The organism is Pelomonas sp. KK5, from assembly GCF_001984095.1.
Classification (GTDB): domain Bacteria; phylum Pseudomonadota; class Gammaproteobacteria; order Burkholderiales; family Burkholderiaceae_C; genus KK5.
In genome coordinates, this window is sequence record NZ_LYVQ01000026.1 from 24,952 (window position 1) to 42,266 (window position 17,315).

Annotated in this window: 11 protein-coding genes; all 11 read left to right on the forward strand. The window is 67.0% G+C overall.

Annotated features, from left to right (window positions below; translation table 11 throughout):
* The first annotated feature begins 6 nt into the window (after nucleotides 1-6).
* Entirely contained in the window at nucleotides 7-1,104 is a 1,098-nt protein-coding gene (gene aroB, locus B0W88_RS05960) for a 3-dehydroquinate synthase (RefSeq protein WP_077033741.1), read from the forward strand.
* A 2-nt stretch (nucleotides 1,105-1,106) separates the two neighbouring features.
* The gene (locus B0W88_RS05965) at nucleotides 1,107-2,243 is read left to right on the forward strand and encodes a deoxyguanosinetriphosphate triphosphohydrolase (protein ID WP_077033742.1); all 1,137 of its coding nucleotides are present in this window, start codon (nucleotides 1,107-1,109) and stop codon (nucleotides 2,241-2,243) included.
* A 36-nt stretch (nucleotides 2,244-2,279) separates the two neighbouring features.
* A complete protein-coding gene (locus B0W88_RS05970) occupies nucleotides 2,280-2,984 on the forward strand; it encodes a transposase (RefSeq protein ID WP_077033743.1) in 705 nt (234 codons plus the stop codon).
* Nucleotides 2,985-3,101: 117 nt separating this feature from the next.
* Complete coding sequence (locus B0W88_RS05975; protein ID WP_144006628.1) at nucleotides 3,102-7,874, forward strand: glutamate synthase-related protein; 4,773 nt, start codon at nucleotides 3,102-3,104, stop codon at nucleotides 7,872-7,874.
* A gap of 12 nt (nucleotides 7,875-7,886) precedes the next feature.
* Complete coding sequence (locus B0W88_RS05980; protein WP_077033744.1) at nucleotides 7,887-9,362, forward strand: glutamate synthase subunit beta; 1,476 nt, start codon at nucleotides 7,887-7,889, stop codon at nucleotides 9,360-9,362.
* A 219-nt stretch (nucleotides 9,363-9,581) separates the two neighbouring features.
* A complete protein-coding gene (locus B0W88_RS05985) occupies nucleotides 9,582-10,052 on the forward strand; it encodes a type IV pilin protein (protein WP_077033745.1) in 471 nt (156 codons plus the stop codon).
* Nucleotides 10,046-10,657, forward strand: a complete 612-nt coding sequence (locus tag B0W88_RS05990) for a Tfp pilus assembly protein FimT/FimU (protein ID WP_077033746.1) — start codon at nucleotides 10,046-10,048, stop codon at nucleotides 10,655-10,657. The genes B0W88_RS05985 and B0W88_RS05990 overlap by 7 nt, the downstream gene beginning before the upstream one ends.
* Before the next feature lie 18 nt (nucleotides 10,658-10,675).
* Nucleotides 10,676-11,092: a prepilin-type N-terminal cleavage/methylation domain-containing protein gene (locus B0W88_RS05995; protein ID WP_077033747.1), complete on the forward strand. Its 417-nt coding sequence runs from the start codon at nucleotides 10,676-10,678 to the stop codon at nucleotides 11,090-11,092.
* Nucleotides 11,093-11,094: 2 nt separating this feature from the next.
* Nucleotides 11,095-12,213, forward strand: a complete 1,119-nt coding sequence (locus tag B0W88_RS06000; protein WP_158080805.1) for a PilW family protein — start codon at nucleotides 11,095-11,097, stop codon at nucleotides 12,211-12,213.
* A 5-nt stretch (nucleotides 12,214-12,218) separates the two neighbouring features.
* Nucleotides 12,219-12,875, forward strand: coding sequence for a hypothetical protein (locus tag B0W88_RS06005; protein WP_144006630.1), 657 nt, complete (start codon nucleotides 12,219-12,221; stop codon nucleotides 12,873-12,875).
* 21 nt (nucleotides 12,876-12,896) lie between these two features.
* A partial coding sequence (locus B0W88_RS06010; protein ID WP_255378649.1) for a pilus assembly protein occupies nucleotides 12,897-17,315 on the forward strand: 4,419 nt, incomplete at its 3' end.

Genomic DNA, 17,315 nt, shown 5'->3' on the forward strand with positions numbered 1-17,315 from the left:
CGGGGCATGACTGCTGCTGTCCCGACCACCGTTTCCATCGCGCTCGACCAGGAGCGCAGCTACGACATCCTGATCGGCTCCGCGCTGCTGGATGCGCCATCGAGCTGGCAGGGCCTGCCCAGTGCCGCCGTGGCCGTGATCGTCACCAACGTTACCGTCGCGCCGCTCTACCTGGAGCGCCTGAAGCGCCAGTTGGCGCCCGTCTACGGGCGCGTGGACGCGGTGATCCTGCCCGACGGCGAGGCCCACAAGGACTGGGACTCGCTCAACACGATCTTCGACCACCTGCTGGCCAAGGCCTGCGATCGCAAGACCGTGCTCTTTGCGCTGGGTGGCGGCGTCATCGGCGATATGACCGGCTTCGCCGCCGCCGTCTACATGCGCGGCGTGCCCTTCGTGCAGGTGCCGACGACGCTGCTCTCGCAGGTGGATTCCTCGGTCGGCGGCAAGACGGCGATCAACCATCCGCTGGGCAAGAACATGATCGGCGCGTTCTACCAGCCGCAGCGGGTGATCGCCGACCTGGACACGCTGGACACGCTGCCGCCGCGGGAGCTGAGCGCCGGCCTGGCCGAGATCATCAAGTACGGCCCGATCGCCGATGCCGCCTTTCTCGGCTGGCTGGAAGCGAACATCGACGCGCTGCTGGCGCGCGACAAGACGGCGCTGGCCTATGCGGTGAGGCGCAGCTGCGAGATCAAGGCCGACGTCGTCGGCCAGGACGAACGTGAGCAGGGCCTGCGGGCGATCCTGAACTTCGGCCACACCTTCGGTCACGCGATCGAGACGGGCCTGGGCTACGGCGAATGGCTGCACGGCGAGGGCGTCGGCTGCGGCATGGTGATGGCGAGCGATTTGAGCGTCAGGCTCGGGCTGATGCCGCCCGAGTTCCTGCCTCGCATGAAGATCCTGATCGAGCGGGCCGGCCTGCCGGTCGTCGGCCCCAAGCTCGGCGTGTCGCGCTACATGGAACTGATGCGCGTGGACAAGAAGGCCGAGGGCGGGGCGATACGCTTCGTCGTCATCGAGGCGCTGGGCACGGCGTCGATGCGGCCCGCGCCGGACGATCTGGTGGCCCAGGTCATCGAGGCTCACACCGCCTGACGATGACAGCAAAACTGGCCGCGTACGCAAGTCACCCCACTCGCAGCCGCGGCCGGCGCGTCGCGGAGCCCCAGGCGCCCACGCGCAGCGAGTTCCAGCGCGACCGCGACCGCATCATCCACAGCACCGCCTTCCGCCGTCTGGTCTACAAGACCCAGGTGTTCATGAACCACGAGGGCGACCTGTTCCGCACGCGGCTGACGCACTCGCTGGAGGTGGCGCAGCTGGGCCGCTCGATCGGCCGCAGCCTGCGGCTCGACGAAGACCTGATCGAGGCCATCGCGCTGGCCCACGACCTCGGCCACACGCCCTTCGGCCACGCCGGCCAGGACGTGCTGAACGACTGCATGAAGACGCACGGCGGCTTCGAACATAACCTCCAGTCGCTACGGGTCGTCGATGCGCTGGAGCAGCGCTACCCGGCCTTCGACGGGCTGAACCTCTGCTTCGAGACCCGCGAGGGCATCCTGAAGCACTGCGCCAAGCGCTATGCCGAGATCATCGAGGCGGCCGAACCGGGCGGCATCGCCCACCGCTTCCTGCACGGCGGGCAGACCAGCCTCGAAGGACAGCTGTGCAACCTGGCTGACGAGGTGGCCTACAACGCCCATGACGTCGACGACGGCGTGCGCTCCGGCCTGGTGACGCTGGAGCAGTTGGAGACCGTGCCGCTGGTGGCGGAGCATCTGCGTGCCACCCTGGCCGAGTTTCCGAGCCTGAAGGGCAAGCGCCTGCTGTTCGACACGATCCGACGCATGCTGTCGGCGCAGGTCTACGACATCATCGACGCCAGCCAGGCCGCGCTCGATCACGCGGCGCCAGCCGATGCCGATGCGGTGCGCGCGCAAGCCAAGCCGCTGATCCGCTTCAGCCCCGCGATGCGCGCGGCCAGCACGGAGCTGAAGCGCTTCCTCTTCGCCAACCTCTATCGCCACCCGCAGGTGCAGGACATGCGCGTGCGCGCCGAGGCGCTGCTGCGCGAGCTTTTCGCCCTCTACGCGCAAGACCCGACCCTGCTACCCGACGAATACGCGCTGGCCGAGGACCGCTACCGCGCCATCGCCGACTACATCGCCGGCATGACCGACCGCTTCGCGATGAAGGAGCACCAGCGGCTGACCGGGCGCACTTTGTTCTGAACATAATCGGGGTCAGACTCAAATGCTGATCCCGCCATGGCTCGCCTCGCAAGACTGACCCTCGCCGGTCATCCGCACCACCTGATCCAGCGCGGCCTGAACCGCCAGGCCATCGTCACCGACGATACGGACCGCGAGCGCCTGCTCGCCGAGCTGCGCGAATGCGCTGCGCTGCACAAGGTGGCGGTGCACGCCTACATCCTGATGGACAACCACATCCATCTGCTGGCCACGCCGGAGACCGACGAGGCCTTGAGCCGGATGATGCAGTCGCTCGGCCGCCGTTACGTGGCGGCCTTCAACAAGCGCCACGGCCGCAGCGGCACCTTGTGGGACGGACGTTTCCGCGCCGCGCCGCTGGAAGCAAGTGAGTACCTGCTCGCCTGCATGCGCTTCATCGAGACCAATCCGCAGCGGCTGGGCCAGGCGGTCCGCCCGGAGGACTACCGCTGGTCCAGCGCCGCGCACCATCTGGGGAAGCGGCGCGATCCGCTGGTCCTGGACCACGCGCTGTTCTGGGGCATCGGCAACACGCCCTTCGAGCGCGAAGCGGCCTACAAGGCCTGGCTGGAGCAGGGCGTCACCGAGGACGAGGCGAAACGGCTGGGCGAGGCGGCGCTGAAGGGCTGGCCGCTCGGTTCGGCACCCTTCTTGCGAGCGATCGGCGAGGTGACGGATCGGCCGGTCAGCCCGCGTCGCCGGGGCCGCCCGCCGAAATCGACTATGTCCCCAATTAATTGATGTGCGAACGACTCGTTTCATTCAATAAGAGTCTGACCCCAATTATTCTTGATTGAGCGTTTTGCTGCGGCGCAGTAAGCTTCGCGCTCGTTTGCCATTTCCGATGCGGAGAGAGCCATGCAGAAGATCATCCCGATCACCACCGCCGCCCAGATCGACCAAGAAAAACAGGACCTGAGCGCCCACGGCCTCTACCGCCCCGAGAACGAGAAGGACGCCTGCGGCCTCGGCTTCGTCGCCCACATCAAGGGCCACAAGGCGCACCACATCGTCCAGCAGGGCCTCAAGATCCTCGAGAACCTCGACCATCGCGGCGCCGTCGGCGCCGACAAGCTGATGGGCGACGGCGCCGGCATCCTGATCCAGATCCCGGACGAGTTCTACCGCGCCGAGATGAAGCTGCAGGGCATCGACCTGCCGCCGCCCGGCGAGTACGGCGTCGGCATGATCTTCATGCCCAAGGAAGCCGCCTCCCGCCTGGCCTGCGAGCAGGAACTGGCCCGCGCGATCAAGGTCGAGGGTCAGGTCTTGCTGGGCTGGCGCGACGTGCCGGTGGACCGCGAGATGCCGATGTCGCCCACCGTGCGCGAGAAGGAGCCGGTGATCCGCCAGATCTTCATCGGCCGCGGCCCGGACATCATCGTGCCCGACGCGCTGGAACGTAAGCTCTACGTGATCCGCAAGACCGCCAGCAGCGCCATCCAGGCCCTGAAGCTCACGCACAGCCGCGAGTACTACGTGCCCAGCATGAGCTGCCGCACGGTCATCTACAAGGGCCTGCTGCTGGCCGACCAGGTCGGCAAGTACTACAAGGACCTGGCCGACCCGCGCGTGGTCTCCGCCATCGCCCTGGTGCACCAGCGCTTCTCCACCAACACCTTCCCCGAGTGGCCGCTCGCCCACCCGTACCGGATGGTGGCCCACAACGGCGAGATCAACACCGTCAAGGGCAACTTCAACTGGATGCGTGCCCGCGAGGGCGTGATGAAGTCGCCGGTGCTGGGCGACGACCTGCAGAAGCTCTACCCGATCAGCTTCGAGCACCAGTCCGACACGGCCACCTTCGACAACGCGATGGAGCTGCTCACGATGAGCGGCTACCCGCTGGCCCACGCCGCGATGATGATGATCCCGGAAGCCTGGGAGCAGCATGAGCTGATGGACGAGCGCCGCCGCGCCTTCTACGAGTACCACGCCGCGATGATGGAGCCCTGGGACGGCCCCGCCGCCATGGCCTTCACCGACGGCCGCCAGGTCTGCGCCGCGCTGGACCGCAACGGCCTGCGCCCGGCCCGCTACTGCATCACCGACGACGACCTGGTCGTCCTCGCCTCGGAGTCCGGCGTGCTGCCGATCCCCGAGAACAAGATCGTCAAGAAGTGGCGCCTGCAGCCGGGCAAGATGTTCCTCATCGACCTGGAGCAGGGCCGCATCGTCGACGACGAGGAACTGAAGAACCAGTACGCGAACGCGCGTCCGTACCGCCAGTGGATCGAGAACGTCCGCGTCAAGCTCGATGACCTGCCGGTGGTCGAGGTACCCAAGGCCGAGTTTGCGACGCCGCTGCTGCAACGCCAGCAGGCCTTCGGCTTCACGCAGGAAGACATCAAGTTCCTGATGGCGCCGATGGCCACGAACGGCGAAGAAGGCATCGGCTCGATGGGCAACGACTCGCCGCTGGCCGTGCTCTCGGGCAAGGACAAGCCGCTGTTCAACTACTTCAAGCAGCTCTTCGCCCAGGTCACGAACCCGCCGATCGACCCGATCCGCGAGAACATCGTGATGAGCCTGAACAGCTTCATCGGCCCGAAGCCGAACCTGCTGGACATCAACGCCGTCAACCCGCCGATGCGCCTCGAGGTGCACCAGCCGATCCTGGACTTCCAGGACATGGCCCGCCTGCGCGGCATCGAGGCCCACACCAACGGCAAGTTCAAGCCCTATGAGCTGGACATCACCTACCCGGCCGCCTGGGGTCGCGAAGGCGTCGAGGCCCAGCTCGCCTCGCTGTGCGCCGAGACCGTGGACGCGATCAAGACCGGCCACAACATCCTGATCATCACCGACCGCCACCTCAGCGCCGACCGCATCGCGATCCCCGCGCTGCTGGCGCTGTCGGCCGTCCACCACCACCTGGTGCGCGAAGGCCGCCGCACGACGGCCGGCCTGGTCGTCGAGACCGGCACCGCCCGCGAGGTGCACCACTTCGCCGTGCTGGCCGGCTTCGGCGCCGAGGCGGTCCACCCCTATCTCGCGCTGGAAACGCTGAGCGGCATGCACGCCGAGCTGCCCGGCAACCTCAGCGCCGACAAGGCGATCTACAACTACATCAAGGCCGTGGGCAAGGGCCTGTCGAAGATCATGTCCAAGATGGGCATCTCGACCTATATGTCCTACTGCGGCGCGCAGATCTTCGAGGCGATCGGCCTCAAGAAGGACTTCGTCGAGAAGTACTTCCGCGGCACGCCGACGCAGGTCGGCGGCATCGGCGTGTTCGAGGTGGCCGAGGAAGCGATCCGCCTGCACAAGGCCGCCTTCGGCGACGACCCGATCATGGAGCACCTGCTCGAGACCGGCGGCGAATATGCCTGGCGCGTGCGCGGCGAGGACCATATGTGGACGCCCGACGCGATCGCCAAGCTGCAGCACAGCGCGCGCTCCGGCAAGTTCGACACGTACAAGGAATACGCCCAGATCATCAACGACCAGAGCAAGCGCCACATGACGCTGCGCGGCCTGTTCGAGTTCAAGTTCGATCCGGCCAAGGCGATCCCGGTCGAGGAAGTGGAATCGGCCGCCGACATCGTCAAGCGCTTCGCCACCGGCGCGATGTCGCTCGGCTCGATCTCGACGGAAGCGCACTCCACGCTGGCCATCGCGATGAACCGCATCGGCGGCAAGAGCAATACCGGCGAAGGCGGCGAAGACCCGGCCCGTTATCGCAATGAGCTGAAGGGCATCAAGATCACCGACGGCACCAAGGTGTCCGACGTCATCGGCTCTAAGGTCATCGCCGCCGACTACACGATGAAGGACGGCGACTCGCTGCGCTCCAAGATCAAGCAGGTCGCCTCCGGCCGCTTCGGCGTGACGACCGAGTACCTGGTGTCGGCCGACCAGATCCAGATCAAGATGGCCCAGGGCGCCAAGCCCGGCGAGGGCGGCCAGCTGCCGGGCGGCAAGGTCAGCGAGTACATCGGCTTCCTGCGCTACTCGGTGCCGGGCGTCGGCCTGATCTCGCCGCCGCCGCACCACGACATCTACTCGATCGAGGACCTGGCCCAGCTGATCCACGACCTGAAGAACGTCAACCCGCGCGCCGACGTGTCGGTGAAGCTGGTGTCGGAAGTGGGCGTCGGCACGGTGGCGACCGGCGTGGCCAAGGCCAAGGCCGACCACATCGTGATCGCCGGCCATGACGGCGGCACCGGCGCCTCGCCCTGGTCCTCCATCAAGCACTGCGGCACGCCGTGGGAGCTGGGCCTGGCGGAGACGCAGCAGACCCTGGTGCTGAACCGCCTGCGCGGCCGCGTGCGCGTGCAGACCGACGGCCAGCTGAAGACCGGCCGCGACGTCGTCATCGGCGCGCTGCTGGGTGCCGACGAGTTCGGCTTCGCCACCGCGCCGCTGGTGGCCGAGGGCTGCATCATGATGCGCAAGTGCCACCTGAACACCTGCCCGGTCGGCGTCGCCACGCAGGACCCGGTGCTGCGCGCCAAGTTCACCGGCAAGCCCGAGCACGTGATCAACTTCTTCTTCTTCGTCGCCGAGGAAGCGCGCCAGATCATGGCGCAGCTGGGCATCAAGAAGTTCGAGGACCTGATCGGCCGCGCCGACCTGCTCGATACGAAGAAGGGCATCAGCCACTGGAAGGCCAAGGGCCTGGACTTCAGCCGCGTGTTCCATCGCCCCGAGGTGCCGGCCGACGTGCCCCGCATCCACGTGGAAAAGCAGGACCACGCGCTGGACAAGGCGCTGGACGTCAAGCTGATCGAGAAGTGCCTCCCCGCCTTCGAGAAGGGCGAAAAGGTGCAGTTCATGCAGCAGGTGACCAACGTACGCCGCACGGTCGGCGCGATGCTGTCCGGCGAGCTGATCCGCCGCAAGCCCGAGGGCCTGCCCGACCAGACCATCTTCATCCAGATGGAAGGCACCGGCGGCCAGAGCTACGGCGCCTTCCTGGCGCAGGGCATCACCTTCTACCTGATCGGTGACGCCAACGACTACACCGGCAAGGGCCTGTCCGGCGGCCGCGTCGTCGTGCGCCCGTCCATCGACTTCCGCGGCGACGCCACGAAGAACATCATCGTCGGCAACACGGTGCTCTACGGCGCCACGCGCGGCGAGGCCTTCTTCCGCGGCGTGGCCGGCGAGCGCTTCGCGGTGCGCCTGTCGGGCGCCTCGGCGGTCGTCGAGGGCACCGGCGACCACGGCTGCGAGTACATGACCGGCGGCACGGTGATGGTGCTGGGCAAGACCGGCCGCAACTTCGCGGCCGGCATGAGCGGCGGCATCGCCTACGTGTTCGACGAGGACGGCGAGTTCCACAAGCGCTGCAATACCTCGATGGTGGCGCTGGACAAGCTGCTGCCTTCGCCTGAGCAGGAAGCGACCGTCGACAAGGCCATCTGGCACCACCTCGGCGAAGGCAGCGAGCAGCAGACCGACGAGGCCATCGTCAAGAAGATGCTGGAAGACCACCACCGCTGGACCGGCAGCCAGCGCGCCCGCGAGCTGCTGGACAACTGGGCCGCCTCACGCGCCAAGTTCATCAAGGTGTTCCCGCACGAGTACAAGCGCGCCCTGGGCGAGATCCACGCCGCCAGGGAAGCTGCAGAAGCCATCGTCCACGCCAAGGCCCCCGCCGCCGGCGCCGCCGCCAAAGTCTGAGGAAGAAGAACCATGGGAAAAGTCACCGGCTTCATGGAGTACGAGCGTCTGGAAGAGGGCTACGAGGCCGTCCCGACGCGGGTCAAGAACTACAAGGAATTCGTTATCGGCCTGAACACCGACCAGGCGAAGGTGCAGGGCGCGCGCTGCATGGACTGCGGCACGCCTTTCTGCAACAACGGCTGCCCGGTCAACAACATCATTCCGGACTTCAACGACCTCGTGTATCGCGGCCGCAATGAGGACTGGAAGGCCGCGATCACCGTCCTGCACAGCACCAACAACTTCCCCGAGTTCACCGGCCGCATCTGCCCCGCGCCCTGCGAGGCGGCCTGCACGCTGAACGTCAACGACGACGCAGTAGGCATCAAGTCCATCGAGCACGCGATCATCGACCGCGCCTGGGCCGAGGGCTGGGTCAAGCCGCAAGTGGCCAAGGTGAAGACCGGCAAGACGGTCGCCGTCGTCGGCTCCGGCCCGGCGGGCATGGCCGCCGCGCAGCAGCTGGCGCGCGCCGGCCACAGCGTCACGCTGTTCGAGAAGAACGACCGCGTCGGCGGCCTGCTGCGCTACGGCATCCCCGACTTCAAGATGGAGAAGTCGCACATCGACCGCCGCGTCGCGCAGATGGAAGCCGAGGGCGTGGTGTTCAAGACCGGCGTGCTGGTCGGCTCGATCCCCGAAGGCCACAAGGTCACCAACTGGGCCAAGGAAGTCATCAGCGCCGATGAGCTGAAGGCACAGTTCGACGCCGTGCTGCTGACCGGCGGTGCCGAGAACTCGCGCGACCTGCCGGTGCCCGGCCGCGAACTGCAGGGCGTGCACTTCGCGATGGAGTTCCTGCCCCAGCAGAACAAGGTCAACGCGGGCGACAAGCTGAAGGGCCAGATCCGCGCCGACGGCAAGCACGTCATCGTCATCGGCGGCGGCGACACCGGCAGCGACTGCGTCGGCACCAGCAACCGCCATGGCGCCAAGAGCGTCACCCAGTTCGAGGTGATGCCGCAGCCGCCCGAGGAAGAAGACCGCCCGCTGACCTGGCCCTACTGGCCGATCAAGCTGCGCACCTCGTCCAGCCATGAAGAGGGCTGCGAGCGTGTGTTTGCTATCTCGACGAAGGAATTCGTCGGCGAGAAGGGCAAGCTGACCGGCCTCAAGACCGTCAAGGTCGAGTTCAAGGACGGCAAGCTGACGGAAGTGCCGGGCACCGAGCAGACGCTGAAGGCCGACCTGGTCTTCCTGGCGATGGGCTTCACGGCCCCGATCGCCACCGTGCTCGATGCCTTCGGCGTCAGCAAGGATGCCCGCGGCAATGCCAAGGCGACGACCGACTTCACCGGCGGCTATGCCACCAATGTGGACAAGGTGTTTGCGGCGGGCGACATGCGGCGCGGCCAGAGCCTGGTCGTGTGGGCGATCCGCGAAGGCCGCCAGGCGGCGCGGGCGGTGGATGAGTTCCTGATGGGGACCAGCGACCTGCCGCGCTGACCCTTCAGCGCTTAGCAAAAAGAAGCCGCCTTCGGGCGGCTTCTGTCGTTTCCGCGCCCGACGATTCGTTACAAAGGCCGCGCCACTGGTCGCCAGCCCACTCCCGTTCGTCGAAACTAGGGATTAATGTGTGCACTTGTTCACGGCGCCCCAGGCCGGTGCTGCCGAGAATGGCGCCCATCGCGCTGCGTCGAGACAGACCGTTAGGAAAAGAACACCATGAGCCTGCACCACCGCCCCCGCCGCACGGCCGGCTTCACCCTGATCGAACTGCTGATCACGGTGGTCATCATCGGCATCCTGGCGGCCGTCGCGATCCCCGCCTATACCGACTACGTGCGCCGCGGACAGCTGCCCGAGGCCACTTCCGCGCTGTCCACCTACCGGGTGCAGATGGAGCAGTTCTTCCAGGACAACCGCAACTACGGCACCAGCGCCGCCTGCGCCACCGGCGGCGTGGCCGCGCCCAGCTGGAACACCTTCGCGCCCAACGGCGCCAAGTACTTCACCTATGGCTGCGCGGTGTCCGGCGGCGGGGCGGGGTACACGATCACCGCCAGCGGCAAGACCGGGACGGCAGCTTCCGGTCATGTCTATTCGATCGACAACACCGGCCTGATGAAGACGAGCAAGTTCAAGGGCCAGACGGTCGACAAGTCCTGCTGGCTGATCAAGGGCGACGAATGCTGAACAGAAGCCGTCAGCGCGGGGTGAACCTGGTCGAAGTCATGGTCGTGCTGATCGTGCTCGGCCTGGTGCTGTCCCGGCTGATGCCTTACGTGGCCGACTGGCTGACCAGCATCAAGATGCGCAACGTGGCGGAGTCGCTGCGCGGTGGCATCGAGCGCGCGCGCAACGAGTCGCTGCGGCGCAACGGCAACGTGACCTTCTGGCTGGTGTCCGACACCACCTCCAGCGTGCCCGGCAGTTCGTGCAGCGTGTCGTCGAGTTCCTCGCAGTGGGTGGTCAGCGTGGGCAATCCGGCTGGCCAGTGCAATGCCGTGGCCTCGCTGACGGACGCGCCACAGCTGGCCTTCCGCTCGCAGGCGGGCGAGTCCAGCAGCGCCGTCAGCATCAGCGCGCAGTCCTCGGGCGCCAACGCCGCCAACCATGTGACCTTCAACGGGCTGGGCCAGGTCATTGCCGACGGGGCCGACCCGATCCAGACGATCGACGTCACGTTGGCCGCAGGCGGCGGTCGCCGGCTGCGGGTGGTCGTCGAGGCCGGCGGCTCGGTGCGCAACTGCGATCCCGACGTGGCGGCCGGCGACCCGCGTGTCTGCCCGACGCTTTGATGAGCAGGAACCACACGCATGCCTCGCGCTAACTCCAGGAATCAGCGTCATCAGCAGCGCGGCATCGCCTTGATCGAGGCGCTCGTCGGCATGCTGATCTTCGCCTTCGGCATCCTCGGCCTGATCGGACTGCAGGCCTCGATGACCCGCGCCCAGAGCTCCGCCCACTACCGCGCCGATGCCTCCAACCTCGCCTCCGAGCTGTTCGGCCTGATCCAGACCGACGCGCCGGCCAACCTGGCCTCGTACAACGGCGACCAGTGCGCGGCCTATGCGCGCTGCAAGGACTGGCTGCGCCGCGTCGGCGTCAGGCTGCCGTCCGGGCAGGCCACCGTCGCCGCGGCGACGGCCACAGGCACGATCACGGTCACCGTGAGCTGGGCCCAGGGCAGCGACCGCAACAGCTTCTCCACCACGATGATCTGGCAGCCGTGATGATGATGCGCACGCACACCAACCCTGCGCCCGGCCAGGCCGGCTTCACGCTGATCGAGCTGCTGGTGGGCATGACCGTGGGCCTGCTGGTGACCATCGCGATCGCCGCGGTGCTGGTCAATGCTGAGAACCAGCGGCGCACGACCTCCAGCGGATCCGATGCCCAGATCAACGGCGGGCTGGCGATCTACACCATCGAGCGGCAGCTGAAGATGGCCGGCTACGGCATCGTCACCGATTCCTGGACCGCCGGCTGCACGCTGTCGGTCCAGAGCGGCGGGGCCGCCATTGCCGGCGCGCCGCCGGTGCTGGCGCCGGTGATCATCACGGCCGGCAACGCCAGCACCGCCGACGCGGTGCGCATCCTGTCCAGCTCGAAGACCAACTTCGTGATGGCCGCGCCCCTGATGGCGCCCTTCTACGACCCGAACCAGAGCTCCTCCAACCAGAACACGACCTTCAACGTGAAGTCGACGCTGGGCATCGCCAAGGGCGACCTGCTGGCCCTGGTCTACGGCTCGCCGGACACGACCTGCGAGGTGTTCCAGGCCAGCGACGTCGATCCGCCCGCGACGCCGTCCACCACCACCGTCGTCATGCGCAACGACAACAGCTGGAACGCCAACAAGTACCCGACCAAGGCTACCGCCGCCGGGGCCTACCTCGTCAACCTGGGCACGCTCAACGACATCAGCTTCTCGCTCACCGCCGACATGCGGCTACGCCAGACCAGCTACAGCGTCAGTACCCAGGCAGCGACGACCCAGGACGTGCAGTCCAACATCGTCATGCTCAAGGCGCTGTACGGCAAGGACACCGACGGGGACAACATCATCGACACCTACGACAGCGTCACCCCCGCCAGCAACGCGGACTGGCTCAAGGTGCGCGCGGTGCGCCTGGCGGTGGTGGCGCGCAGCGCCGAGTACGAGAAGGACGAGGTGACGACGAGCAACCCGCAGTGGGACGTCGGCAGCGTCGGCACGATCACCGGCGCCAGCGCCTGCGGCACCTCCAACTGCATCGCCCTGCACGTGGACGGCGCGGCCGACTGGAAGCACTACCGCTACAAGGTCTTCGACGTGCTCGTCCCCTTGCGCAACCAGCTGTGGAAATCATGAAGACGATGACGACGTCAGCCCGGCGCCTTGCCGCCTCGGCCCAGCGCGGCGTGTCCATGCTGTTCGCGCTCTGCGCGCTGGCGGTGCTGACCATCGGCGCCGTGGCGCTGGTGCGCTCGGTGGACACCGGCATGCTGGTGCTGGGCAACCTGGGCTTCAAGAAGGATGCGGTCGCGGCCGGCTCGCTGACGGCCGAGAGCGCGATCACCTGGCTGCAGAACAGCACGGCCGTGTCCGGCATGCTGGATAGCGACATCCCGGCCAACGGCTATTCCTCCACCGCGCCGGCCAACCTCGACCCGACGGGCAGCCTCGTCGCCACCTCGGCGACCGCCGTCGTCGTGCCCGACTGGAAGGGCGACGACTGCCAGAGCGTCAGCGCCAAGACCACGCCGGTGTGCCTGAAGACGCAGGCGCTGGATGCCGACGGGAATTCGCGTTATGTCATCACGCGGCTGTGCAAGAACGCCGGCCCCAACGACAGCAGCAACAGCTGCGTCACGCCGGTCACGGCGCAGACCACCACCACGCACCAGCGCGGCGCGCTCAAGCCGGGCGGCCGCTTCACGACCTTTTCCACGGGCACGGCCTACCGCATCCTGACCCGCACGGTCGGGGCGCGCGGCACGGTGGCCTACACCGAGACATTGGTGCATTTCTGATCCAGGGCTCAGGGGACTGCTATGAATCCGACATTTGATCCGTTGCAACGCAGCCGCGCCTGGCTCGGCGGCCTGGCGCTGCTGGCGGCCGCCCTCGCGAGCCCCGCCCGTGCCGACACCGACATCGCCACCGCGCCGCTCTTCACGACCTCGACCAGCCAGGTCAAGCCCAACGTGATGTTCATCCTGGACGATTCGGGCTCGATGGCGTCGGACTACCTGCCCGACGATGCCGACTATGTCGTCCCCGCCCGCAACAAGTTTGGCAACGCCATCCAGTACGGTCGCCGCAGCTCCCAGTGCAATGGCGTGGCCTACAACCCCGCGCTGAGCTACTCGCCGCCCAAGGACGCCAGCGGGAACAACCTTGCTCTTGGGTCCACCAGCTTTCTGAGCGGCGGCAACGCGAAGACCGGCACCTACAACCAGCGCACGGTCTCGCAGACCTCGGCCACCATCGTCTCCTCCGGCACGCTGAACCTGACGATCAACGTCAGCAGCAAGCAGAGTTCCTGGTACGTGGCCGGCAACATCGTGACGGTGTTCGACAACAGCACGTCCAGCACCGGCGCCAAGTACATGGTGGGCACGGTGGCGAGCTGGGATTCATCCACTGGTGCGCTGTCCATCAACGTGCTGCTGGCCGTCGGCTCGGGCACGCTCAGCACGGTCACCGTCGGCGATGACTCCCCCGTGCAGCAGTACTACTACGCCTACAGCGGCAGCAGTACTGCGATGAGCTACCGCTATCCCGGCAACAGCCTGGACACCAGCTCGACCTTCTACAAGGAATGCAACAGCGCCATCAGCGCCTCGCCCGGCGCGGGCGTGTTCACCTTGAAGATGGTCACGGCCGCCTCGACCGAGGCGCAGAACTACGCCAACTGGTACCAGTACTACCGCACCCGCATGCTGATGATGCAGACCAGCACCAGCCAGGCCTTCGCGGTGATGGGCAGTGACTATCGCATCGGCTTCACGACCATCTCCGACACGGGCGTTACCGAGGGCACCACCTTCCTGAACGTCCGTGACTTCGACAGCACGCAGAAGACCAGCTTCTACAGCAAGCTGATGGGGGCCGTGCCGGGGCCCTACACGCCGCTGCGCGGCGCACTGTCCAAGGTCGGTCGTTACTATGCCAAGCAGGTGTCCGGCCAGACCTACGACCCGATCCAGTACTCGTGCCAGAAGAACTTCACGATCCTGTCCACCGACGGCTACTGGAACACCCAGGATGAGGTTTCCAACGGCACGGCGGCGACGAACTACGGTCCCTACAAGTTCGACAACACCACCCTGGTCGGCGAGCAGGACGGCGGTGCCACGCCCCGGCCGCAGTACGACGGCAACACCTCGACCGTGAAGACGGTGAAGACCTGGAGCGCGACGACGAGCTACCAGTCCACGGTGACCACGCCGGACGTCAAGACCGACAAGACCACGACGGTCACGATCAAGTACACGCCGACGAACGCACAGCAGCGCACCAACTACTCGCTCACCAGCCCGGGCTTCGCCACCTCGACCATCGCGACCAGCTGCTCCAACACCTCGGGCGGCAAGCAGAGCTGCACGCTGACCGTCAAGCTCGGTACCGCCGGCAACTTCGTGGCCGGCCAGAGCGTCACGCTGTCGGGGCTCTCGGTCTCGAACTTCAACGGCGGTCCCTACACGATCACGGCCGTCGACACGAAGACCTTCACCGTCACTATCACCGGGCTGGCGCGCGGCATCGGGACGCCCGGCAATACCGGCACGGTCACCTTCAGCGGCAGCAGCTGCTCGAGCGGCAAGTCCTTCCAGTACTCCTGGACCGAGACACAGAACAAGGGCACCACGCTGACCAGCACCACCATCAGTTCGCTGGACACGCAGCAGTCGCGCACGGTGGTGACCGGCTACTCGACGACTACCAACTACACCGAAACCATCATCGCGGTGAACGGCGTGCAGAGCTCGGACAACACGACCAGCACCAGCAACAGCACCACCACGCCGATCAGCGACACCGGCGTCGTCAACGGCAGCCAGGCACCGACGCAACCGCAGCCCACGCCCCCGGCCAACCAGAACGGCACGTTTGGCTGGACCGCCTGGACCCAGACCAGCACGCCGACCGTGACCGCCACCTGCGTTTCCAGCGCGAGCGCGGCGACCACGCCGGTCGCCATCGCGCTGCCGACGATCCCCGACAACGTCACGACGACGCCCAGCAGCAGCACCGTGGTCGGCACGGCCACGACGACCAGCACGACGCCCACGACCACCACCACCAACCCGACCACCACCACGACGACCACCAGCAGCGGCGGCTCGTCCAGCTCGCTGGCCGACGTGGCCATGTTCTATTACTCCAATGCGCTGCGCACCACGGGCATGGGCAACTGCACCGGCGCGCTGGCCACCAGCCTTTGCGACAGCACCCAGCCCGTCGTCGGCTTCGGCGACGACACGGCCACCTGGCTGCACATGAGCACCTACACGCTGAGCCTGGGCAATAGCGGGACCTTGCTGTATGACCCCAACTACCTGAGCCAGACCAGCGGCGACTATGCCAACGTCAAGAGCGGCGCGGCCAACTGGCCGGTGCCCAGCAGCGATGCCGGCGCCGTCAACATCGACGACCTCTGGCACGCCGCCGTCAACGGGCGCGGCCGCTACTTCAGCGCCACCGACCCGAGCACGCTGGCCAGCAGCCTGGCCGCTACGCTGAGCACCATCCAGGGCGTCAAGGGCTCGTCCTCCGCGGCGGCCACCAGCACGCTGCAGCCGGTGCAGGGCGACAACGGCGTCTTCGTCGCCCAGTTCCAGTCGCAGGACTGGACCGGCGACCTGCGCGCCTACTCGATGGACGTCACCACCGGCGTCGTCGCCACCACCGCGCTGGGCGCTGACGGCAAGCCGGTGGACCTGGCCATCTGGTCCGCCGCCGCGCAGCTGTCCACCTCGACCACGCGCAACATCTACTACTTCCGCCCCAGCGGCACCGCCGGCAGCTTCACCGGCACGCTGCAGCCCTTCGTCTACGACACGACCAAGATGACCAGCACCGAGCTGGCTTACTTCGACAACGCATGCAACAAGACGCCGGTGCTGTCCCAGTGCGCCGGCCTGTCGGGCACGGCGCTGACGAACTTCAACTCCGGCGCCAACCTGCTCAGCTTCCTGCGCGGGCAGCCGCAGGCGCAGTACCGCACGCCGGCCAAGCTGCTGGGCGACATCGTCAACTCCTCGCCGGTGTATGTCGGCAAGCCCGCGTTCAACTACACGGAAAACAACTACGCCGGCTTCAAGAACGCGCAGTCCGGGCGCAAGCCGACCATCTACGTCGGTGCCAACGACGGCATGCTGCACGCCTTCAATGCCGAGACGACGATCGACCCGAGCACCAAGAATGCCGTCGCCACCAGTTCCTCGGGCACCGAGCGCTGGGCCTACATCCCGCGCCTGGTGATGCCCAACCTGTACCTGCTGGCGGACAGCTTCTATGCCTCCAAGCACCAGTACTACGTGGACGCGACCCCGGCGGTCGGCGACGTCTATGACGCCACCGCCGGCAAGTGGCGGACCATCCTGGTCGGCGGGCTCAACTCGGGTGGCCGCGGCTACTACGCGCTGGACATCACCGACCCGGCCACGCCGGTGGCGCTGTGGGAGTACACCGATTCCTCCCTGGGCTATACCTTCGGCAACCCGGTCATCACCAAGCGCAAGGACGGCACCTGGATCGTCGCCTTCACCTCCGGCTACAACAACCCGGATGGCGGCGGCCACCTGTTCGTCGTCAACGCGATCACCGGCGCCCCGGTGCTCGCCAGCAAGACCATCGACACCGGCGTCGGCTCGGCCGGCAATTCGAGCGGCCTGAACAAGCTCAACGTCTGGGTGGACTCCGACACCGAGAACCTGGGCAAGCGCTTCTACGCCGGCGACCTGCTGGGCAATGTCTGGCGCTTCGACATCGACGGCATCCAGGATCCGAAGAACGCCGCGCTGAGCATCGCCCAGCTGACCGACGCCAGCGGCAAGGCGCAGCCGATCACCACAATGCCCCAGCTCGGCCAGGTCGATGCCAACGGCGGCAGCTGGGCGGTCGTCTACGTGGGTACCGGCCGCTACCTCGGCAAGACCGACGTCACCAACACCGACGCGCAGAGCATCTATGCCATCAAGGACAGTCTCGGCTCCACCGGCATCGGCAACGCCCGGTCGACCGGCGCGAAGCTGGTCAAGCAGGCGGTCAGCAGCGACTCTCCGCGCGTCATCGGCAGCACCTCGACCCCGGTCAACTGGGCCGTCAACAACGGCTGGTACGTGGACCTGCTGACGGCCGGCGAGCGCATCAACGTGGACATGGAGCTGTCCTTCGACATGCTCACGGCGGCGGCCAACAAGCCGTCCAGCGTCGCCACCGACTGCACGCCGGCGGGGCCGGGC